Below are 19,142 nucleotides of genomic sequence, written 5' to 3'. Positions count from 1 at the left end.
ATCCAGTCAATGAGCCCAAGGAAATGAGTCGAGGCCCACTGTCCAGCGAACTCTAACGCACTACGGGCGCGGGAGCCCATTACGAGCCCCCGCGCCGCGTGATGATAACGCCTACAGCTCGGAGACGGAGCCCCCGGCAGCGGCGATCTTGTCCTTGGCACTCGCCGAGAAGGCGTGCGCCTCCACGTTCAACGCCACGGAGATGTCACCGGTTCCCAGCACCTTGACGAGCTGGTTCTTGCGAACCGCGCCCTTGGCGACGAGCGTGTCGACGGTGACGTCGCCGCCGTCGGGGAACAGCTCGCCGAGCCTGTCAAGGTTGACGACCTGGTAGGTCGTCTTGAACAGGGCGTTGGAGAAGCCCTTGAACTTGGGCAGGCGCCGCTGCAGCGGAACCTGGCCACCCTCGAAGCCGAGGGGAACCTTGTTCCTGGCCCTCGTGCCCTTGGTACCACGACCCGAGGTCTTGCCCTTGGACGCCTCGCCGCGGCCCTTGCGGACCTTCGACTTGTTGGCGCCGGGGGCCGGACGCAGGTGGTGGATGCGGAGCGGAGTGTTCTCTGCCATGTCTAGTCGACCTCTTCCACGGTGACGAGGTGCGTCACCACGGTGACCATGCCGCGGATCTCCGGGCGGTCCTCCTTGACAACGACGTCGCCGATTCGCTTCAGACCGAGCGAGCGCAGCGAGTCACGCTGGTTCTGCTTGCCACCGATCTTGGAACGGACCTGGGTAATCTTCAGGCGCGCCATGGACTAGCTCACCGCCTTCGCGGCCGCGGCCTCCGCGAGGCCCTCGGCGCGAGCCTTGAGCATCCTCTTGGGGGCGACGTCCTCGATCGGGAGGCCACGGCGGGCCGCGATCTCCTCGGGACGGCTGAGGCCCTTCAGGGCCGCCACCGTGGCGTGCACGATGTTGATCGGGTTGTCCGAGCCGAGCGACTTGGACAGCACGTCGTGGATACCGGCGCACTCCAGCACGGCGCGCACCGGACCACCGGCGATGACGCCGGTACCGGGCGAGGCCGGACGCAGGAAGACGACGCCGGCGGCCTCTTCGCCCTGCACGATGTGCGGGATGGTGCCCTGGATCCGGGGCACCTTGAAGAAGTGCTTCTTGGCCTCTTCGACACCCTTGGCGATCGCCGCGGGGACTTCCTTGGCCTTGCCGTAGCCGACGCCGACCATGCCGTTGCCGTCACCGACGATGACGAGGGCGGTGAAGCTGAAGCGACGACCACCCTTCACGACCTTGGCCACTCGGTTGATCTTCACAACGCGCTCGATGTACGAGACGCCCTTGTCAGCGTTTCCACCGCGGCGATCGTCACGACGACCGTCACGCCGCTCGCCACCGGCGGCGCCACCGCGACGCGGAGCTCCAGCCATTAGTGGTTCCTCTTCTCATTCGTAAGACGGGCCATAGGTTGCGATCCTGGATTGCGATCCTGGGACGGAGTCATCAGAACTCCAGTCCGCCTTCGCGTGCGCTGTCTGCCAGCGCCGCGATGCGGCCCGCGTAGCGGTTGCCACCCCGGTCGAACACGACCGCGGTGATCCCGGCTGCCTTGGCCCGCTGAGCGAGAAGCTCGCCGACCTGCTTGGCCTTGTCGGTCTTGGCGCCCTCCGCCGAGCGCAGGGAGGCGTCCATGGTGGACGCGCTCACCAGCGTGTGGCCCTGGGTGTCGTCGACGATCTGCACGAAGAGGTGCTTCGTGGAGCGGTTGACGACCAGGCGCGGACGCGTGGCCGTACCGGCCACCTTCTTGCGGACTCGGCCGTGGCGGCGGGCCCGCGAGACGGCGCGGGCGGCCGTGTGCTTGCCGAACGCAGTCTTGCCAGCCATGCCTACTTACCAGCCTTTCCGACCTTGCGGCGGATAACTTCACCCTGGTAGCGCACACCCTTGCCCTTGTACGGGTCGGGCTTGCGCAACTTGCGGATGTTCGCGGCGATCTCGCCGACCTTCTGCTTGTCGATGCCGTCCACGTGGAACAGCGTCGGCTTCTCGACGCGGAAGGTGACACCCTCGGGGGCGTCGACGATCACCGGGTGGCTGAAGCCGAGAGCGAACTCGAGCTGAGTCGGGCTCTTGGCCTGCACGCGGTAACCGACGCCCACGATCTCCAGGGTCTTCGAGTAACCCTGGGTCACACCGGTCACCATGTTGGCGACCAGGGTGCGGGACAGGCCGTGCAGCGCACGGACCTTGTTCTCGTCGTTGGGACGGGTGACGTTCAGGTTGCCGTCGTCACCCTTGGCGATCGCGATGGGTTCCGCGACCGTGTGTGAAAGCGTGCCCTTGGGACCCTTGACCGTGACGTCCCGGCCGTCGATGGCGACGTCCACTCCGTTCGGTACGGGGATGGGCAGCCGTCCGATTCTTGACATGCTGTTCGTTCTCCCCTCTTACCAAACGAAGGCGAGGACTTCCCCGCCCACTCCACGCTTGCCGGCCTGCTTGTCCGTCATGAGGCCGCCGGACGTCGAGATGATCGCGACGCCCAGTCCGCCCAGGACTCGGGGCAGGTTGTCCTTCTTTGCATAAACCCGCAGGCCGGGCTTGGAAACCCGGCGCAGGCCCGCGAGGGACCGCTCACGGGTCGGCCCGAACTTCAGCTCCACCACGAGGTTCTTTCCGACCTTGGCGTCTTCGACGCTCCAGGACTGGATGTAACCCTCCTGCTGGAGGATCTCGGCGATGTGCGCCTTGATCTTCGAGTACGGCATCGCCACGCTGTCGTGGTACGCCGAGTTCGCGTTTCGCAGACGCGTCAGCATGTCTGCGATCGGGTCCGTCATCGTCATGGCCGGTGGCCTTCCTCACCGCGGTTTCCACAGGGGACCTACGGTGCGGTCATGGGCGCCTGTGACCGGCGCCCGGTGAATACGACTATCTGTGTGCGGCCGGTGCCGCGCGCGGGCCCGTGATCGCTCACGGGGCCGCGCGGAGGGCTACCAGCTCGACTTGGTGATGCCGGGCAGCTCGCCCCGGTGCGCCATCTCGCGGAAGCAGATGCGGCACAGGCCGAACTTCCTGTAGACGGCGCGGGGACGACCACAGCGCGAGCACCGAGTGTACGCCCGGACCTCGAACTTGGCCTTGCGAGCAGCCTTGACCTTGAGCGACGTCTTCGCCATGATCAGGCCTCCTTGAACGGGAATCCGAGCTGCTTCAGCAGCGCCCGGCCCTGGTCGTCGGTCTTAGCGGTGGTCACGACCGTGATGTCCATACCACGCTGGCGGTCGACCTTGTCCTGGTCGATCTCGTGGAACATGACCTGCTCGGTGAGACCGAAGGTGTAGTTCCCGTTGCCGTCGAACTGCTTGGGCGACAGACCGCGGAAGTCACGGATGCGGGGCAGCGCCAGCGAGAGCAGCCGGTCGAGGAACTCCCACATGCGGTCACCGCGCAGCGTGACGTGCGCGCCGATCGGCATGCCCTCGCGCAGCTTGAACTGGGCGATGGACTTGCGGGCGCGGACGACCGCCGGCTTCTGGCCGGTGATCACGGTGAGGTCGCGGACGGCGCCTTCGATGAGCTTCGAGTCGCGCGCGGCCTCGCCGACGCCCATGTTCACCTTGATCTTGGTGATGGTGGGCACCAGCATGATGTTCTCGAACTCGAACTGCTCGTTCAGCTTCGCGATGATCTCTTCGCGGTAGCGCTGCTTGAGCCGCGGGAGGGCCCGCTGTCCGGTCTCGGTGGTGTTCGCGGTCATCAGTTGTCCTTACCCGTCTCCTCGGAAGCGGCCTCGGCCGACTCCTTCTTGGCGGGCTTGTCGTCCTTGGCCGTCTCCTCGGAAGCGGCCTCGGCCGACTCCTTCTTGGCGGGCTTGTCGTCCTTGGCCGGCTTCTCATCCTTGAGCTTCTTGACGTTGCTCACGTGGATGGGAGCCTCCATGGTCTGCACGCCACCGGCCTTGGCGCCGCGCGGACCCTGGTTGGTCTCCTTGGAGTGCTTCTTGACCATGTTGACGCCCTCGACCACCACGCGCTCGTCGCGCGGGTGGGCGGCGATCACACGACCCTTGGCACCCTTGTCCTTGCCGGCGATGACCAGGACGAGGTCACCCTTCTTCACATGAAGCTTCGGCATTACAACACCTCCGGCGCGAGCGAGATGATCCGCATGAACTTCTTGTCACGCAGCTCACGACCGACGGGACCGAAGATGCGGGTGCCCCGGGGGTCGCCGCTGTCCTTGATGATGACGGCGGCGTTCTCGTCGAAGCGGATGTAGGAACCGTCGGGACGACGACGCTCCTTGACGGTGCGGACGATGACGGCCTTGACCACATCGCCCTTCTTCACGGTGCCGCCGGGGATGGCGTCCTTCACCGTGGCGACGATGATGTCACCGATTCCCGCGTAGCGCCGGCCAGAGCCACCGAGCACACGGATGCAAAGGACTTCCTTCGCACCGGTGTTGTCGGCGACCTTGAGCCGCGACTCCTGCTGGATCACTTGAACTCCTGTTTGTCTCGCTGGTTCTCACCCGTGGGTGAGCCTTGCGGAACCTGCTGGGTCTTTTTCCCCCGGCGACAGCCCTTTCCAGGACCGCCGCCGCAGGCGGGGCGAAGATCGCTTCGCCCCCTTGGACGCCGTCGTGGGGGGTGACGGTGTCACCCCCCACGAGGCGCGTTGCCTACTTGGCCTTCTCGAGGATCTCGATGACCCGCCAGCGCTTGCTGGCGGACAGCGGCCGGGTCTCCATCAGGAGGACACGGTCGCCGACACCGCAGGTGTTGGCCTCGTCGTGCGCCTTGTACTTGGTCGTCCTGCGGATGACCTTGCCGTACAGGGGGTGCTTGACGCGGTCCTCGACAGCGACCACGACAGTCTTGTCCATCTTGTCGCTGACGACCAGACCCTCACGGGTCTTGCGGTAGTTCCGCGTCTCGGTCGTGGTTTCCGTGGCCTCAGCCATCGATCGACTCCTTCTCTACCGTGACGATTCCGAGCTCCCGCTCGCGCATCACGGTGTAGATACGGGCGATCTCGCGGCGGACGGCACGCAACCGCCCGTGGCTCTCCAACTGACCGGTCGCTGCCTGGAAGCGGAGGTTGAACAGCTCCTCCTTGGCTTCCTTCAGCTTCGTGACCAGGGTGTCCTGGTCTTCCACCCGCAGCTCACCGGCGGTCAGGCCCTTAGCCATCACGCCTCACCCACTTCACGCTTGACGAACCGGCACTTCATCGGCAGCTTGTGCATCGCACGGCGAAGGGCTTCGCGAGCCACCGGCTCGGCGACACCCGAAAGCTCGAACATGATGCGGCCGGGCTTGACGTTCGCGATCCACCACTCCGGCGAACCCTTACCGGAACCCATGCGGGTCTCGGCGGGCTTCTTCGTGAGGGGGCGGTCCGGATAGATGTTGATCCAGACCTTTCCGCCACGCTTGATGTGACGGGTCATCGCGATACGAGCCGACTCGATCTGGCGGTTGGTCACGTAGGAGTGCTCAATCGCCTGGATGCCGAACTCGCCGAACACGACCCTGGTGCCACCCTTGGCGGCGCCGTGACGGTCGGGCCGGTGCTGCTTGCGGTGCTTGACCCTGCGCGGGATCAGCATGGTCAGCTCCCTTCAGCACCCGGCTGCGCAGCCGGGCCGGTCTCGGGGGCGGCCTGCGAGGCCGCCTCGTTCCTGGGGGCGCGGTCGCCACGACCGGCACCGGCGCCACGACGGGCGCCACCGGCGCCGCCGCCACGACGGGGACGGTCGCCGCCACCGGCGCCGGGGCCGCGACGGTCGTCGCGGTCACGACGCTGGCCGGCACGAGCACCGGCGGCGGCCGCCTCGCGCTCGGCGCGGCTGGTCGGGGCCTCACCCTTGTAGATCCACACCTTCACGCCGATACGGCCGAAGGTGGTGCGGGCCTCGTACAGGCCGTAGTCAATGTCCGCGCGGAGGGTGTGCAGGGGCACGCGGCCCTCGCGGTAGAACTCCGAACGGGACATCTCGGCGCCGCCGAGACGACCGGAGCACTGCACCCGGATGCCCTTGGCGCCGCTCTTCATCGCCGACTGCATCGCCTTGCGCATGGCACGGCGGAACGAGACACGGCTGGACAGCTGCTCGGCCACACCCTGAGCGACGAGCTGAGCGTCGATCTCGGGGTTCTTGACCTCGAGGATGTTCAGCTGGACCTGCTTCTTGGTCAGCTTCTCGAGGTCACCGCGGATCCGGTCCGCCTCGGCGCCGCGGCGGCCGATGACGATGCCCGGACGGGCGGTGTGAATGTCGACCTGTACCCGGTCGGTGGTCCGCTCGATCTCCACCTTGGAGATGCCGGCCCGCTCCATGCCCTTCTTGAGCATGCGGCGGATCGCCACATCCTCGGCAACGTACGACTTGTAGAGCTTGTCGGCATACCACCGGCTCTTGAAGTCGGTCGTGATGCCGAGGCGGAACCCGTGCGGGTTAACCTTCTGACCCACTAGCGGGTCCTCCCCTTCGGCTCGCGGGACTCCACGATCACGGTGATGTGGCTGGTCCGCTTGTTGATCCGATAGGCGCGACCCTGAGCACGGGGACGAAACCGCTTCAGCGTCGGGCCCTCGTCGACCCAGGCACGGCTCACGAAGAGCGTGTCACGGTCGAGCTTGAAGTTGTGCTCCGCGTTGGCAATGGCGCTCGAGAGCACCTTGTACACGGTCTCGCTCGCCGACTGGGGAGCGAACTGCAGCACGGCCTGCGCCTCCGAAGCGGGCAGCCCGCGAATGAGGTCCACCACACGGCGGGCCTTCATGGGCGTGTGGCGCGCGAACCGCGCCTGAGCCCTGGCTTCCATCGCTTACTCCTCTTACCCTTCGTTTTGGCCGAGTCCGTCTCGCGACGTCCTCGCCCTGAGGCGCTTATCGCCGGCTGCGGCGGTCTTCCTTGACGTGGCTGCGGAAGGTTCGCGTGGGAGCGAACTCACCGAGCTTGTGGCCGATCATCGACTCGGTGACGAACACCGGGACGTGCTTGCGGCCGTCGTGAACGGCGATCGTGTGACCGAGCATGTCGGGCACGATCATGGAGCGCCGCGACCACGTCTTGATGACGTTTTTGGTGCCCTTCTCGTTCTGGACATCCACCTTCTTCTGAAGGTGGTCGTCCACGAAGGGACCCTTCTTAAGGCTACGTGGCATTTTGGCTGCTCCTACCGCTTCTTCCGCTTGGTACGACGGCGGATGATCAGCCGGTCGCTGGCCTTGTTCGCCGCACGGGTACGACCCTCGGGCTTGCCCTTGGGGTTGACGGGGTGACGACCGCCGGAGGTCTTACCCTCACCACCACCGTGCGGGTGGTCGACCGGGTTCATCGCGACACCGCGGACGGTGGGGCGCTTGCCCTTCCACCGCATACGGCCGGCCTTGCCCCAGTTGATGTTGGCCTGCTCGGCGTTGCCGACCTGGCCGATCGAGGCCCGGCAGCGGACGTCGACCTGGCGCATCTCACCGGAGGGCATACGCAGCGTGGCGTACTGGCCCTCCTTGGCGAGGAGCTGGATCTGCGCGCCGGCGGACCGGCCCAGCTTGGCGCCACCGCCCGGACGGAGCTCCACCGCGTGGATGAAGGTACCGGTCGGGATGTTGCGCAGCGGGAGGCAGTTGCCCGGCTTGATGTCGGCCGTGGGGCCGTTCTCGATGTTGTCGCCCTGCTTGAGGCCGGTCGGGCAGAGGATGTAGCGCTTCTCCCCGTCGGCGTAGTGCAGCAGCGCGATGCGGGACGTGCGGTTCGGGTCGTACTCGATGTGAGCGACCTTGGCCGGGATCCCGTCCTTGTCGTGACGCCGGAAATCGATGATCCGGTAGGCGCGCTTGTGGCCACCACCCTGGTGACGGGTGGTGACTCGGCCGTGGACGTTACGGCCACCCTTGCTGTGCAGGGGTGCAAGCAGCGACTTCTCGGGCGTGCTGCGCGTGATCTCGGCAAAGTCCGAGACGCTGGCGCCGCGGCGACCCGGGGTCGTCGGCTTGAGTTTACGGATGCCCATCTTTTTCGTTCATCCTTCGTCGGTTAATCCGGTCGAATGCCCCTCACCAGGCGGTGAGGGGCTTTCTCCCTGTACTTACTGAGCGAGCGCGTCAGCCGATCTGGCCGAAGATGTCAATCCGGTCGCCCTCGACCAGGCTGACGATGGCTCGCTTGGTGGCCGGGCGCTGGCCGTAGCCGAACCTGGTCCGCTTCCGCTTGCCCTGGCGGTTGATGGTGTTGACGCTGGCGACCTTGACACCGAAGATCTTCTCAACGGCGATCTTGACCTGCGTCTTGTTGGCCGTCTTCCGCACCAGGAACGTGTACTTGTTGTGCTCGTCGATCAGGCCGTAGCTCTTCTCGGAGACAACCGGCTTGATGATGATGTCGCGCGGGTCGGCGATCTTCTCCATCAGGCGTCTTCCTTCCCGCTCTTGCTCAGACGCGCCACGATCTGGTCGTACGCGTCCTGAGTGAAGACGACGTCGTCGTAGCAGAGCACGTCGTAGGTGTTGAGCTGCCCGGCGTCCAGGAGATGGACCTCGGGAGCGTTGCGCAGGCTCAGCCAGCTGAGCTCGTCACCCTCGTCGACGACGACCAGGACGCTGCGGGCCTTGGTGAGCCTGCGAAGCGACTCGAGAGCCGCCTTGGTCTTCGGGGTCTCCCCCTCGACCAGACCGCTGACCACGTGAACGCGGCCACCGGTCGCCCGGTCGGACAGGGCCCCGCGCAGGGCGGCGGCCTTCATCTTCTTGGGAGTCTTCTGCGAGTAGTCCCGCGGAACCGGGCCGTGGACGGTGCCACCGCCGGTGAACTGCGGGGCGCGGGTCGAACCCTGGCGGGCGCGGCCGGTGCCCTTCTGGCGGTACGGCTTCTTGCCGCCGCCTCGGACCTCACCGCGGGTCTTCGCCTTGTGGGTGCCCTGCCGGCGAGCGGCGAGCTGGGCGACGACGACCTGGTGGATCAGCGGGATGTTGACCTTCGTACCGAAGATGTCCTCCGGCAGGTCGACGGTGCCGGCCTTCTCGCCGCGTACGTCGAGGACGTCAATGGTGCTCACTTGGCAGCCCCCTTCTTGGCGGCGGTGCGGACCAGGACCAGGCTGCCGTTGGCACCGGGGATCGCACCCTTGATCAGGATGAGGCCCTTCTCGGCGTCCACGGCGTGAACCTTGAGGCTCTGGACGGTCGTGCGGACGTTGCCCATCCGGCCCGCCATGCGCACGCCCTTGAAGACGCGGCCGGGGGTGGCGCAGCCACCGATGGAACCGGGCGAGCGGTGCTTGCGCTGCGTACCGTGCGAGGCGCCGAGGCCCTTGAAGCCGTGACGCTTCATGACACCCGCGAAACCCTTGCCCTTGCTCTTGCCCGTCACGTCGACGAACTGGCCGGCCTCGAAGGTGTCGGCGAGGAGCTCCTGGCCCAGGGTGTAGTCGCTCGCGTCGTCGGTGCGGATCTCCGCGAAGTAACGGCGCGGGGTGATGTCGTGCTTGCGCAGGTAGTCGCCGAGCGGCTTGTTGACCTTCCGCGGGTCGACCTGGCCGAAGCCCAGCTGGACGGCGGTGTAGCCGTCCTTCTCGGCGGTGCGGACGCGGGTCACGACGCACGGGCCAGCCTCGACGACGGTCACCGGGACCATCCGGTTGTCCGCGTCGAAGACCTGGGTCATGCCGAGCTTCTTGCCCAGGACGCCCTTGATCTTGTTAGCCATGTCAGTGCGTTCCCTCAGAGCTTGATCGAGATGTCAACGCCGGCGGGAAGGTCGAGTCGCATGAGCGAGTCGACCGTCTTCGGCGTCGGGTCGATGATGTCAATCAGCCGCTTGTGCGTGCGCATCTCAAAGTGCTCGCGGCTGTCCTTGTACTTGTGCGGCGAGCGGATGACGCAGTACACGTTCTTCTCGGTCGGCAGCGGCACCGGGCCCGCGACCTTGGCGCCAGTCCTTGTCACCGTCTCGACGATCTTCTTGGCCGAGACGTCGATGACCTCGTGGTCATAGGCCTTGAGCCGAATGCGGATCTTCTGTCCCGCCATAATGGCCTCGGTGTCCTTCACTGTCGTCTGAAAAAGTTACGTGCGGCCTGTTGCCGCTGTGTCATGGCCGGGTCCGTCCGGGACGGTCCCGCCACGTCGTGCCGGAGCACGGGTCGCCCTGGGGCGGCGTTCTCAGCACATGCCCCACGTAGCAGACGCTGTGAGTCCGCGCTTTCTTCCGTGATCTGGCAATTAGTTCGGTCATCTTTCGGCCGAACCAACTGCGAGATCACGGTTCGTGGGGTCCTGCCGGGGTCCGCGCCCTGCGGCGCGGTCCCCTCGTGGGGAGGCGGTCGGCCCTGCTTCGAGGGCCGACCGCCTCTCCGCGATCGTACTACTTGATGATCTTGGTCACTCGACCCGCACCGACGGTGCGGCCACCCTCACGGATGGCGAACTTGAGACCGTCCTCCATCGCGATGGGCTGGATCAGCGCGACGTTCATCTCCGTGTTGTCGCCGGGCATGACCATCTCGGTGCCCTCGGGGAGGTTCACCACGCCGGTCACGTCGGTCGTACGGAAGTAGAACTGCGGGCGGTAGTTGTTGAAGAACGGGGTGTGGCGGCCGCCCTCGTCCTTGCTCAGGATGTAGACCTGGGCCTCGAACTCGGTGTGCGGGGTGGTCGTGCCCGGCTTGATGATGCACTGGCCGCGCTCGACGTCCTCGCGCTTGATGCCACGGAGGAGCAGACCGACGTTGTCGCCCGCCTGGCCCTCGTCGAGCAGCTTGCGGAACATCTCGACACCGGTGACCGTGGTGGTGGTCTTGGTCTCCTTGATGCCGATGATGTCGACAGTCTCGTTGACCTTGACGATGCCACGCTCGATACGGCCGGTGACGACCGTGCCGCGACCGGTGATCGAGAAGACGTCCTCGATCGGCATCAGGAACGGCTTCTCGGTCTCACGGGTCGGCTCGGGGACGTTCTCGTCCACGGCGGTCATGAGCTCGATGATCGAGTCGCCCCACTTGGCGTCGCCCTCGAGCGCCTTCAGCGCCGAGACGCGGACGACCGGCAGGTCGTCGCCGGGGAACTCCTGGGCCGAGAGAAGCTCACGGACCTCGAGCTCGACGAGCTCCAGGATCTCCTCGTCGTCCACCATGTCGGACTTGTTGAGGGCCACGACGATGTAGGGGACGCCGACCTGGCGGGCCAGGAGGACGTGCTCCTTCGTCTGCGGCATCGGACCGTCGGTGGCGGCGACCACGAGGATCGCACCGTCCATCTGAGCCGCGCCGGTGATCATGTTCTTCACGTAGTCGGCGTGACCGGGGCAGTCCACGTGGGCGTAGTGGCGCTTCTCGGTCTGGTACTCGACGTGCGCGATGGAGATCGTGATACCACGAGCCTTCTCCTCGGGCGCCTTGTCGATCTTGTCGAACGGGGTCGCCTCGTTGAGGTTCGGGAAACGCTCGTGGAGCACCTTGGTGATCGCCGCGGTCAGAGTGGTCTTGCCGTGGTCGATGTGCCCAATGGTGCCGATGTTTACGTGCGGCTTGGTCCGCTCGAACTTGGCCTTGGCCACTGCTCTCTCCTTAGAGATTCTGACGTGACTTGCGTCTTCATATTCGGGCTTGGGGAGGCCGGTCCCTCACGGAACCGGCCGGCGAGAAAGCTCTCGCCCCGCACCCCTCCGGTCGCGGAGCGACAAGAAGATCGTCGCCCCGCACTCGGAACGGTGCTGGACTACTCGCCCCGCACCTTCGCGACGATCTCCTTGGCGATGTGCGCAGGCACTTCCGCGTAGGAGTCGAACTGCATGCTGTAGCTCGCGCGTCCCTGCGTCTTGCTACGGAGGTCTCCCACGTAGCCGAACATCTCGGAGAGCGGCACGAGCGCCTTGACGATCCGGGCGCCGGAGCGCTCGTCCATCGCCTGGATCTGCCCGCGGCGACCGTTGAGGTCACCGATGACGTCACCCATGTAGTCCTCGGGCGTGGTGACCTCGACGGCCATCATCGGCTCCAGGATTACGGCGTCCGCCTTGCGCGCGGCCTCCTTGAAGGCCATCGAGCCAGCGATCTTGAAGGCCATTTCGGACGAGTCCACCTCGTGGTAGGCACCGTCCTGCAGGGTGACCTTGACCCCGACCATGGGGTAGCCGGCGAGAACACCGAACTCGGCCGCCTCCTGGGCGCCCGCGTCGACCGAGGGGATGTACTCCCTCGGGATGCGGCCACCGGAGACCTTGTTCGCGAACTCGTAGCCGTCGTTGCCCTCGCCCAGCGGCTCAATGTCGATGATGACCTTGGCGAACTGGCCGGAACCACCGGTCTGCTTCTTGTGGACGTAGTCGACCTTCTCCACCTTGCGGCGGATGGTCTCCCGGTAGGCCACCTGAGGCCGGCCGATGTTGGCCTCGACCTTGAACTCGCGGCGCATCCGGTCGACGAGGATCTCCAGGTGGAGCTCGCCCATACCCCAGATGACCGTCTGGCCGGTCTCGTCGTCACGACGGACCTGGAAGGACGGGTCCTCCTCGGCCAGACGCTGGATCGCGGTGCCCAGCTTCTCCTGGTCACCCTTGGTCTTGGGCTCGATGGCGACGCTGATGACCGGCGCCGGGAAGTTCATCGACTCCAGGACCACGGGGTGAGCCGGGTCGGACAGGGTGTCACCGGTGGTGGTGTCCTTCAGGCCCATCACGGCGACGATCTGACCGGCCACCGCCGACGGGCGCTCTTCGCGCTTGTTGGCGTGCATCTGGTAGATCTTGCCGATCCGCTCCTTGCGGCCCTTCACCGAGTTGACCACGGCGGTGCCGGTCTCGAGCGTGCCCGAGTAGATGCGGATGTAGGTGAGACGGCCCAGGTGCTGGTCGCTCATGATCTTGAACGCGAGCGCGGAGAAGGGCTCGTTGACGTCGGCGTGACGTTCGATGACCTCCTCCTCCTTGCCGACCGCGTGGCCCTTGAAGGCCGGGATGTCGATCGGGGCGGGGAGGTAGGCGACGATCGCGTCGAGCAGGGGCTGGACGCCCTTGTTCTTGAACGCGGTGCCGGTCAGGACCGGGTTGATGGCGCTGGCCAGCGTGGCGCGGCGGATGGCCGCGACCAGCTGCTCCTCGGTGGGCTCGACGCCCTCCAGGAAGAGCTCCATCAGCTCGTCGTCGTTCTCGGAGACCGTCTCGACGAGCTTGTCACGCCACTCGCGAGCGATCTCGGCGTGCTCGGCCGGGATGTCGACGGTCTCGTACATCTCGCCCTTGGCCGCCTCGGCGCTCCAGAGCAGGCCCTTCATCTTGACCAGGTCGATGACGCCCTTGAAGTCGGCCTCGACGCCCCAGGGAAGCTGGATGACGGCGGGGGTCGCGTTCAGGCGGCTGATCATCATGTCGACGCAGCGGTGGAACTCCGCGCCGACCCGGTCCATCTTGTTGACGAAGCAGATCCTGGGCACTTCGTAACGGTCGGCCTGACGCCAGACCGTCTCGGACTGCGGCTCGACACCGGCGACGCCGTCGAACACGGCGACGGCACCGTCGAGGACGCGGAGCGAACGCTCCACCTCGATCGTGAAGTCCACGTGGCCCGGCGTGTCGATGATGTTGATCGTGTGGCCGAGCCATTCGCAGGTCGTGGCAGCGGAGGTGATGGTGATACCACGCTCCTGCTCCTGCTCCATCCAGTCCATCGTGGCTGCGCCCTCGTGGACCTCACCGATCTTGTAGTTGATACCGGTGTAGAACAGGATGCGCTCGGTCGTCGTGGTCTTGCCCGCGTCGATGTGGGCCATGATCCCGATGTTACGGACCTTGGCCAGGTCAAGAGCGGTCGTGGTGGCCACTTCTCTCGCGTCCTCGTCGTCTCGTCGAACCCGCTGTTACCAGCGGTAGTGGGCGAAGGCCTTGTTGGACTCGGCCATCTTGTGGGTGTCCTCGCGCTTCTTGACGCTTGCGCCGAGGCCGTTGCTGGCGTCGAGCAGTTCGTTCATGAGGCGCTCGGTCATGGTCTTCTCGCGGCGGGCGCGGGAGTACTGCACCAGCCAGCGCAGGGCCAGGGTGGTGCTGCGCGCCGCGCGCACCTCGACCGGGACCTGGTAGGTCGCGCCACCGACACGGCGGCTGCGGACCTCAAGGGTGGGCTTGACGTTGTCCAGCGCGCGCTTCAGGGTGACGACCGGGTCGTTGCCGGTCTTCTCCTTGGCGCCTTCGAGGGCGCCGTACACGATGGACTGGGCGATGGATCGCTTGCCGTCCAGGAGCACCTTGTTGATGAGCGCGGTGACCAGGGGCGAGTTGTGAACCGGGTCAGCCATGAGCTGACGACGGCCAGGAGAACCCTTGCGAGGCATTCCTACTTCTCCTTCTTCGCGCCGTAACGGCTACGAGCCTGCTTGCGGTTACGGACACCCTGGGTGTCGAGCGAGCCGCGGATGATCTTGTAGCGAACACCCGGCAGGTCCTTCACACGACCACCACGGACGAGCACGATGGAGTGCTCCTGGAGGTTGTGGCCGACACCGGGGATGTAGGCCGTGACCTCGATGCCGTTGGTGAGCCGGACACGCGCGACCTTGCGGAGGGCGGAGTTCGGCTTCTTCGGGGTCGTGGTGTAAACGCGCATGCAGGTGCCGCGTCGCTGAGGGCTGGCCTTGAGCGCCGGGGTCTTGGTCTTGGTGACCTTGTCCTGGCGGCCCTTGCGGACCAGCTGCTGAATCGTGGGCACCGCGTCTCCGTTCGTGCTAGCCGGTAATTCGAATGTGGTGCATTTTGCAGGTGCTGCCGGTGTCATGACCTGCGGTTCTTTCATCCCCTCCGACCCACGCGGTCGGGCGTGTCGCGTAGGTTCCGCGCCACATCCCGGTTAAGGCCGGTCCGGTGGAGGAGGCCACACGGCGCCTCTGCCGACTCCCCAACGGGAAACCTGTCGACGCGCACGCATGAAGGCCCATGAAGACATGGGCACGAAGGAAAAGACTACCCAGCCCAACGCAACACGTCAAAACGGTTGCGCCGCCAGGCGCCGGTGTTCGTGTCATGACTCCCGCGACCGGTTTCCGACCGACCGCTTCCGGGTCCGTGTCGAGTTTACCCGCCACCGAGCACTTCTCCGGCCGTTCTCCGCATTAACGTACGGCTTTCGCCGCAACATTCCGGTCAAGAAAGGTCAACATCCCCCGCCACCGGAACCGTGGGCGAGAAGCGGACGACGGAGAGGTAAACGAAAGGCGACGGCGCCCGGTCCCCGTACGGGGACCGGGCGCCGCCCGTGACCACTCAGCGCTTGTGCCGCCTAGCGGTTGTACTGCCCGAAGTCGTACTCCTCCAGCGGCACGGCCTCACCGGAGCCCGAGCCGAAGGTGTAGTCGGCCGCGGAGCCGTCGTAGCCGCCGACGGTGTACATGGCGGCCTTGGCCTCCTCGGTGGGCTCGACCCGGATGTTGCGGTACTGGGGCATGCCCGTACCGGCCGGGATGAGCTTTCCGATGATGACGTTCTCCTTGAGGCCGAGCAGCGAGTCCGACTTGGCGTGGATCGCCGCGTCGGTGAGCACTCGGGTCGTCTCCTGGAAGGACGCCGCGGACAGCCAGGACTCGGTGGCGAGCGAGGCCTTGGTGATGCCCATCAGCACCGGGCGCCCGGAGGCCGGCGTGCCGCCCTCCGCCACGCACTCGCGGTTGATCCGCTCGAAGCGCGGCCGCTCGACGAGCTCGCCGGGCAGCATGTCGGCGTCGCCGGACTCCAGCACGTTCACGCGCTTGAGCATCTGCCGCACGATGATCTCGATGTGCTTGTCGTGGATCGACACACCCTGCGAACGGTAGACCTGCTGGACCTCCGCCACGAGGTGCAGCTGCACGGCCCGGGGGCCGAGGATGCGCAGCACCTCGTTGGGGTTGACCGCACCGGCGATCAGCTGCTGGCCGACCGTGACGCGCTGCCCGTCCGAGACGAGCATGCGCGACCGCATCGACACGGGGTACGCGACCTCCTCGGAACCGTCGTCCGGGACGATCACGATCTTCCGCGTCTTGTCGGTCTCGTCGACGCGGACCCGGCCCTCGGCCTCGCTGATCGGGGCGACACCCTTGGGGACGCGCGCCTCGAAGAGCTCCTGCACACGGGGCAGACCGTGGGTGATGTCGGCGCCCGCCACACCACCGGTGTGGAAGGTCCGCATCGTCAGCTGGGTGCCGGGCTCGCCGATCGACTGGGCGGCGATGATGCCGACCGCCTCGCCGACGTCCACGAGCTTGCCGGTCGCGAGCGAGCGGCCGTAGCAGGTGGCGCAGACACCGATCTTGGCCTCGCAGACGAGGGCGCTGCGGGTCCTGACGGTCTCCACACCGGCCTCGACCAGCGCGGTGACGTGGATGTCGTTGATGTCGACACCCATCGGCGCGATGATCTTGCCGTCGACCTCCACGTCCTCGGCGAGGATGCGGCCGTGCACGTTGCTCTCGGCGTTCTCCGCCTTGACCAGGTTGCCCTGGGCGTCGCGGTCGGCCACGTGCAGCGGGACGCCGCGGTCGGTGCCGCAGTCGATCTCGCGGACGATGACGTCCTGCGCGACGTCCACCAGACGACGGGTCAGGTAACCCGAGTCGGCGGTCCGCAGCGCGGTGTCCGCCAGACCCTTCCGCTGGCCGTGGGTGGAGATGAAGTACTCCAGCACCGACAGGCCCTCGCGGAACGAGGCCTTGATCGGGCGCGGGATCGTCTCACCCTTGGTGTTGGACACCAGGCCGCGGATTCCGGAGATCTGCCGGACCTGCATCAGGTTTCCTCGGGCCCCCGACTGGACCATCATCCAGACCGGGTTGGTCTTCGGGAACGCCTTCTGCATGTCGTCGGTCACGTCACTGGTCGCGTGCGTCCAGATCTCGATGAGCTCCTGACGGCGCTCCTCGTCCGTGATCAGGCCGCGCTCGTACTCACGCTGGACCTTGTCGGCCCTGCGCTCGTACGTCTCCATGATGTCGGCCTTGTTCGGCGGCGCGATGACGTCCTCGATGGAGATCGTCACACCGGCCCTGGTCGCCCAGTAGAAACCGGCGTCCTTGAGGGCGTCGAGCGCCGCGGCGACCTCGACCTTGGGGTACTTCTCGGCGAGCTCGTTGACGATGACCGACAGCTGCTTCTTGCCGACCTGCGAGTTCACGTACGGGTAGTTCGCCGGCAGGGTCTGGTTGAACAGGCAACGGCCCAGGGTGGTCTCCAGGCGGTAGCTGTCACCCGCCTCCCAGCCCTCGGGGGCGGCCCAGCCGCGGGGCGGCGGGACGTCACCCTTCATCCGGATCTGGATCAGCGACTGGATGTCCAGCTCGCGGCGGTCGAAGGCCATGAGCGCCTCCGACACCGAGCCGAAGACCCGGCCCCTGCCGACGCCGTTCTCGTCGTCGTCCTTGAGCGTGGTCAGCGAGTAGAGGCCGATGATCATGTCCTGGGTGGGCATGGTCACGGGCTTGCCGTCGGCCGGCTTGAGGATGTTGTTCGTCGACAGCATCAGGATGCGGGCCTCGGCCTGCGCCTCGGCCGACAGCGGCAGGTGCACGGCCATCTGGTCACCGTCGAAGTCCGCGTTGAACGCGGTGCAGACGAGCGGGTGGATCTGGATGGCCTTGCCCTCGACCAGCTGCGGCTCGAAGGCCTGGATGCCCAGGCGGTGCAGGGTCGGCGCGCGGTTGAGCAGCACGGGGTGCTCGGTGATGACCTCTTCGAGGACGTCCCACACGACCGGCCGGGCACGCTCGACCATCCGCTTGGCCGACTTGATGTTCTGCGCGTGGTTCAGGTCGACCAGGCGCTTCATCACGAACGGCTTGAAGAGCTCCAGCGCCATCTGCTTGGGCAGACCGCACTGGTGCAGCTTCAGCTGCGGGCCGACGACGATGACCGAACGGCCGGAGTAGTCGACTCGCTTGCCCAGCAGGTTCTGGCGGAACCGGCCCTGCTTGCCCTTCAGCATGTCGCTGAGGGACTTCAGGGGGCGGTTGCCGGGACCGGTGACCGGGCGGCCGCGGCGGCCGTTGTCGAACAGCGCGTCGACGGCCTCCTGGAGCATCCGCTTCTCGTTGTTCACGATGATCTCGGGGGCACCGAGGTCGAGAAGGCGCTTGAGGCGGTTGTTCCGGTTGATCACCCGGCGGTACAGGTCGTTCAGGTCCGAGGTCGCGAACCGGCCACCGTCGAGCTGCACCATCGGGCGCAGGTCCGGCGGGATGACCGGGATGCAGTCGAGGACCATCCCGTTGGGCGAGTTGCGGGTGTTCAGGAACGCCGACACGACCTTGAGACGCTTGAGCGCGCGGGCCTTCTTCTGGCCCTTGCCGCTGCGGATCGTCTCGCGCAGGTTCTCGGCCTCAAGAGCGAGGTCGAAGTTGGTCAGACGCTCCTGGATGGCCTGGGCGCCCATGCCGCCGCGGAAGTAGCGGCCGAAACGGTCGCGCATCTCGCGGTAGAGCAGCTCGTCGCCCTCGAGGTCCTGGACCTTGAGGTTCTTGAAGCGGCTCCAGACCTCGTCCAGCCGGTCCAGCTCGCGCTGGGCCCGGTCGCGCAGCTGCCGCATCTCACGCTCGGCGCCCTCGCGGACCTTGCGGCGCTGGTCGCCCTTGGCGCCCGCGGCCTCAAGCTCGGCCAGGTCGGTCTCCAGCTTGCGCTGGCGAGCCTCGATGTCGGCGTCACGGCGCTGCTCGATGTGCTGACGCTCGACGGAGATCTTCGCCTCGAGCGACGGCAGGTCACGCTCGCGCATTTCCTTGTCGACGTGCGTGATCATGTAGGCCGCGAAGTAGATGACCTTCTCGAGGTCCTTCGGGGCCAGGTCGAGCAGGTATCCCAGACGGGACGGGACACCCTTGAAGTACCAGATGTGCGTGACGGGCGCGGCCAGCTCGATGTGGCCCATCCGCTCACGACGCACCTTGGCGCGGGTCACCTCGACGCCACAGCGCTCACAGATGATGCCCTTGAAGCGGACGCGCTTGTACTTACCGCAGTAGCACTCCCAGTCGCGGGTCGGACCGAAGATCTTCTCGCAGAAGAGTCCGTCCTTCTCGGGCTTGAGCGTCCGGTAGTTGATCGTCTCGGGCTTCTTCACCTCGCCGTGCGACCACTGGCGGATGTCGTCGGCGGTCGCGAGGCCGATCCGAAGCTCGTCGAAGAAGTTGACGTCGAGCACTATGTAATCCCCTCCT

General features: G+C 66.3%; 26 protein-coding genes. All 26 read right to left on the bottom strand.

Annotated elements, in window-relative coordinates:
- Window positions 1–111 precede the first annotated feature (111 nt).
- Window positions 112–567, bottom strand: a complete 456-nt coding sequence (gene rplO / locus ACFYWM_RS21660; protein WP_329089958.1) for a 50S ribosomal protein L15 — start codon at window positions 565–567, stop codon at window positions 112–114.
- A gap of 2 nt (window positions 568–569) precedes the next feature.
- Entirely contained in the window at window positions 570–752 is a 183-nt protein-coding gene (gene rpmD / locus ACFYWM_RS21655; RefSeq protein WP_012887849.1) for a 50S ribosomal protein L30, read from the bottom strand.
- 3 nt (window positions 753–755) lie between these two features.
- Entirely contained in the window at window positions 756–1,388 is a 633-nt protein-coding gene (rpsE, locus tag ACFYWM_RS21650) for a 30S ribosomal protein S5 (protein WP_329089955.1), read from the bottom strand.
- Window positions 1,389–1,461: 73 nt separating this feature from the next.
- Window positions 1,462–1,845, bottom strand: coding sequence for a 50S ribosomal protein L18 (gene rplR / locus ACFYWM_RS21645; protein ID WP_344913778.1), 384 nt, complete (start codon window positions 1,843–1,845; stop codon window positions 1,462–1,464).
- A 2-nt stretch (window positions 1,846–1,847) separates the two neighbouring features.
- Entirely contained in the window at window positions 1,848–2,390 is a 543-nt protein-coding gene (gene rplF, locus ACFYWM_RS21640) for a 50S ribosomal protein L6 (protein WP_362870057.1), read from the bottom strand.
- Between the two features lie 18 nt (window positions 2,391–2,408).
- The gene (gene rpsH, locus ACFYWM_RS21635; RefSeq protein ID WP_329089949.1) at window positions 2,409–2,807 is read right to left on the bottom strand and encodes a 30S ribosomal protein S8; all 399 of its coding nucleotides are present in this window, start codon (window positions 2,805–2,807) and stop codon (window positions 2,409–2,411) included.
- A gap of 147 nt (window positions 2,808–2,954) precedes the next feature.
- Window positions 2,955–3,140, bottom strand: coding sequence for a type Z 30S ribosomal protein S14 (locus ACFYWM_RS21630; RefSeq protein WP_012887844.1), 186 nt, complete (start codon window positions 3,138–3,140; stop codon window positions 2,955–2,957).
- Window positions 3,141–3,142: 2 nt separating this feature from the next.
- Window positions 3,143–3,721 carry a 50S ribosomal protein L5 gene (gene rplE, locus ACFYWM_RS21625; RefSeq protein WP_329089947.1) on the bottom strand — a complete coding sequence of 193 codons (579 nt, stop codon included), beginning with the start codon at window positions 3,719–3,721 and terminating at the stop codon, window positions 3,143–3,145.
- Window positions 3,721–4,098, bottom strand: coding sequence for a 50S ribosomal protein L24 (gene rplX / locus ACFYWM_RS21620; protein WP_389917240.1), 378 nt, complete (start codon window positions 4,096–4,098; stop codon window positions 3,721–3,723). Before rplX ends, rplE begins: the two co-directional genes overlap by 1 nt.
- On the bottom strand, window positions 4,098–4,466 hold the full coding sequence (gene rplN / locus ACFYWM_RS21615; protein WP_012887841.1) for a 50S ribosomal protein L14: 369 nt from the start codon (window positions 4,464–4,466) through the stop codon (window positions 4,098–4,100). The genes rplX and rplN overlap by 1 nt, the downstream gene beginning before the upstream one ends.
- Before the next feature lie 181 nt (window positions 4,467–4,647).
- Window positions 4,648–4,929 carry a 30S ribosomal protein S17 gene (gene rpsQ, locus ACFYWM_RS21610; RefSeq protein WP_326635528.1) on the bottom strand — a complete coding sequence of 94 codons (282 nt, stop codon included), beginning with the start codon at window positions 4,927–4,929 and terminating at the stop codon, window positions 4,648–4,650.
- The gene (rpmC, locus tag ACFYWM_RS21605; protein ID WP_030912909.1) at window positions 4,922–5,158 is read right to left on the bottom strand and encodes a 50S ribosomal protein L29; all 237 of its coding nucleotides are present in this window, start codon (window positions 5,156–5,158) and stop codon (window positions 4,922–4,924) included. The genes rpsQ and rpmC overlap by 8 nt, the downstream gene beginning before the upstream one ends.
- Window positions 5,158–5,577: a 50S ribosomal protein L16 gene (gene rplP / locus ACFYWM_RS21600; RefSeq protein ID WP_030912912.1), complete on the bottom strand. Its 420-nt coding sequence runs from the start codon at window positions 5,575–5,577 to the stop codon at window positions 5,158–5,160. The genes rpmC and rplP overlap by 1 nt, the downstream gene beginning before the upstream one ends.
- A gap of 2 nt (window positions 5,578–5,579) precedes the next feature.
- Window positions 5,580–6,443, bottom strand: a complete 864-nt coding sequence (gene rpsC / locus ACFYWM_RS21595; protein ID WP_389917239.1) for a 30S ribosomal protein S3 — start codon at window positions 6,441–6,443, stop codon at window positions 5,580–5,582.
- A complete protein-coding gene (rplV, locus tag ACFYWM_RS21590) occupies window positions 6,443–6,796 on the bottom strand; it encodes a 50S ribosomal protein L22 (protein WP_030912916.1) in 354 nt (117 codons plus the stop codon). The genes rpsC and rplV overlap by 1 nt, the downstream gene beginning before the upstream one ends.
- 64 nt (window positions 6,797–6,860) lie before the next feature.
- On the bottom strand, window positions 6,861–7,139 hold the full coding sequence (rpsS, locus tag ACFYWM_RS21585; RefSeq protein WP_012887835.1) for a 30S ribosomal protein S19: 279 nt from the start codon (window positions 7,137–7,139) through the stop codon (window positions 6,861–6,863).
- A gap of 11 nt (window positions 7,140–7,150) precedes the next feature.
- Window positions 7,151–7,987 carry a 50S ribosomal protein L2 gene (gene rplB / locus ACFYWM_RS21580; RefSeq protein ID WP_329089941.1) on the bottom strand — a complete coding sequence of 279 codons (837 nt, stop codon included), beginning with the start codon at window positions 7,985–7,987 and terminating at the stop codon, window positions 7,151–7,153.
- A gap of 91 nt (window positions 7,988–8,078) precedes the next feature.
- A complete protein-coding gene (gene rplW / locus ACFYWM_RS21575; protein WP_030912923.1) occupies window positions 8,079–8,381 on the bottom strand; it encodes a 50S ribosomal protein L23 in 303 nt (100 codons plus the stop codon).
- A complete protein-coding gene (gene rplD, locus ACFYWM_RS21570) occupies window positions 8,381–9,028 on the bottom strand; it encodes a 50S ribosomal protein L4 (RefSeq protein WP_344746698.1) in 648 nt (215 codons plus the stop codon). Before rplD ends, rplW begins: the two co-directional genes overlap by 1 nt.
- The gene (gene rplC, locus ACFYWM_RS21565) at window positions 9,025–9,678 is read right to left on the bottom strand and encodes a 50S ribosomal protein L3 (protein ID WP_329089937.1); all 654 of its coding nucleotides are present in this window, start codon (window positions 9,676–9,678) and stop codon (window positions 9,025–9,027) included. Before rplC ends, rplD begins: the two co-directional genes overlap by 4 nt.
- 14 nt (window positions 9,679–9,692) lie before the next feature.
- Window positions 9,693–10,001, bottom strand: coding sequence for a 30S ribosomal protein S10 (rpsJ, locus tag ACFYWM_RS21560; RefSeq protein ID WP_030912931.1), 309 nt, complete (start codon window positions 9,999–10,001; stop codon window positions 9,693–9,695).
- Between the two features lie 334 nt (window positions 10,002–10,335).
- The gene (gene tuf / locus ACFYWM_RS21555; protein ID WP_344913796.1) at window positions 10,336–11,529 is read right to left on the bottom strand and encodes an elongation factor Tu; all 1,194 of its coding nucleotides are present in this window, start codon (window positions 11,527–11,529) and stop codon (window positions 10,336–10,338) included.
- A 161-nt stretch (window positions 11,530–11,690) separates the two neighbouring features.
- A complete protein-coding gene (gene fusA / locus ACFYWM_RS21550; RefSeq protein ID WP_389917326.1) occupies window positions 11,691–13,739 on the bottom strand; it encodes an elongation factor G in 2,049 nt (682 codons plus the stop codon).
- Between the two features lie 87 nt (window positions 13,740–13,826).
- Window positions 13,827–14,297, bottom strand: a complete 471-nt coding sequence (rpsG, locus tag ACFYWM_RS21545; protein ID WP_012887827.1) for a 30S ribosomal protein S7 — start codon at window positions 14,295–14,297, stop codon at window positions 13,827–13,829.
- A 2-nt stretch (window positions 14,298–14,299) separates the two neighbouring features.
- A complete protein-coding gene (gene rpsL / locus ACFYWM_RS21540) occupies window positions 14,300–14,671 on the bottom strand; it encodes a 30S ribosomal protein S12 (RefSeq protein ID WP_012887826.1) in 372 nt (123 codons plus the stop codon).
- A 567-nt stretch (window positions 14,672–15,238) separates the two neighbouring features.
- Entirely contained in the window at window positions 15,239–19,126 is a 3,888-nt protein-coding gene (locus ACFYWM_RS21535; RefSeq protein ID WP_389917238.1) for a DNA-directed RNA polymerase subunit beta', read from the bottom strand.
- Window positions 19,127–19,142: the final 16 nt, after the last annotated feature.

Origin of the sequence: Streptosporangium sp. NPDC002721, from assembly GCF_042888905.1 — a bacterium.
Lineage (GTDB): Bacteria > Actinomycetota > Actinomycetes > Streptosporangiales > Streptosporangiaceae > Streptosporangium.
This window is presented reverse-complemented; position numbering and strand designations above follow the sequence as displayed.

Excerpts from the sequence above, each read along its gene's own strand:
- ACFYWM_RS21630 (WP_012887844.1), bottom strand. The coding sequence starts at position 3,140 with ATGGCGAAGACGTCGCTCAAGGTCAAGGCTGCTCGCAAGGCCAAGTTC.
- rplR (WP_344913778.1), bottom strand. The coding sequence starts at position 1,845 with ATGGCTGGCAAGACTGCGTTCGGCAAGCACACGGCCGCCCGCGCCGTC.
- rplP (WP_030912912.1), bottom strand. The coding sequence starts at position 5,577 with ATGCTGATCCCGCGCAGGGTCAAGCACCGCAAGCAGCACCGGCCCGAC.
- rpsE (WP_329089955.1), bottom strand. The coding sequence starts at position 1,388 with ATGGCTGGAGCTCCGCGTCGCGGTGGCGCCGCCGGTGGCGAGCGGCGT.
- rpmD (WP_012887849.1), bottom strand. The coding sequence starts at position 752 with ATGGCGCGCCTGAAGATTACCCAGGTCCGTTCCAAGATCGGTGGCAAG.
- rplX (WP_389917240.1), bottom strand. The coding sequence starts at position 4,098 with ATGCCGAAGCTTCATGTGAAGAAGGGTGACCTCGTCCTGGTCATCGCC.
- rplW (WP_030912923.1), bottom strand. The coding sequence starts at position 8,381 with ATGGAGAAGATCGCCGACCCGCGCGACATCATCATCAAGCCGGTTGTC.
- rplV (WP_030912916.1), bottom strand. The coding sequence starts at position 6,796 with ATGGAAGCCAGGGCTCAGGCGCGGTTCGCGCGCCACACGCCCATGAAG.
- rpmC (WP_030912909.1), bottom strand. The coding sequence starts at position 5,158 with ATGGCTAAGGGCCTGACCGCCGGTGAGCTGCGGGTGGAAGACCAGGAC.
- rplC (WP_329089937.1), bottom strand. The coding sequence starts at position 9,678 with ATGGCTAACAAGATCAAGGGCGTCCTGGGCAAGAAGCTCGGCATGACC.
- rplO (WP_329089958.1), bottom strand. The coding sequence starts at position 567 with ATGGCAGAGAACACTCCGCTCCGCATCCACCACCTGCGTCCGGCCCCC.
- rpsH (WP_329089949.1), bottom strand. The coding sequence starts at position 2,807 with ATGACGATGACGGACCCGATCGCAGACATGCTGACGCGTCTGCGAAAC.
- rplB (WP_329089941.1), bottom strand. The coding sequence starts at position 7,987 with ATGGGCATCCGTAAACTCAAGCCGACGACCCCGGGTCGCCGCGGCGCC.
- rplE (WP_329089947.1), bottom strand. The coding sequence starts at position 3,721 with ATGACCGCGAACACCACCGAGACCGGACAGCGGGCCCTCCCGCGGCTC.
- fusA (WP_389917326.1), bottom strand. The coding sequence starts at position 13,739 with ATGGCCCACATCGACGCGGGCAAGACCACGACGACCGAGCGCATCCTG.
- rplF (WP_362870057.1), bottom strand. The coding sequence starts at position 2,390 with ATGTCAAGAATCGGACGGCTGCCCATCCCCGTACCGAACGGAGTGGAC.
- rpsS (WP_012887835.1), bottom strand. The coding sequence starts at position 7,139 with ATGCCACGTAGCCTTAAGAAGGGTCCCTTCGTGGACGACCACCTTCAG.
- rpsG (WP_012887827.1), bottom strand. The coding sequence starts at position 14,297 with ATGCCTCGCAAGGGTTCTCCTGGCCGTCGTCAGCTCATGGCTGACCCG.
- rpsQ (WP_326635528.1), bottom strand. The coding sequence starts at position 4,929 with ATGGCTGAGGCCACGGAAACCACGACCGAGACGCGGAACTACCGCAAG.
- rpsJ (WP_030912931.1), bottom strand. The coding sequence starts at position 10,001 with ATGGCGGGACAGAAGATCCGCATTCGGCTCAAGGCCTATGACCACGAG.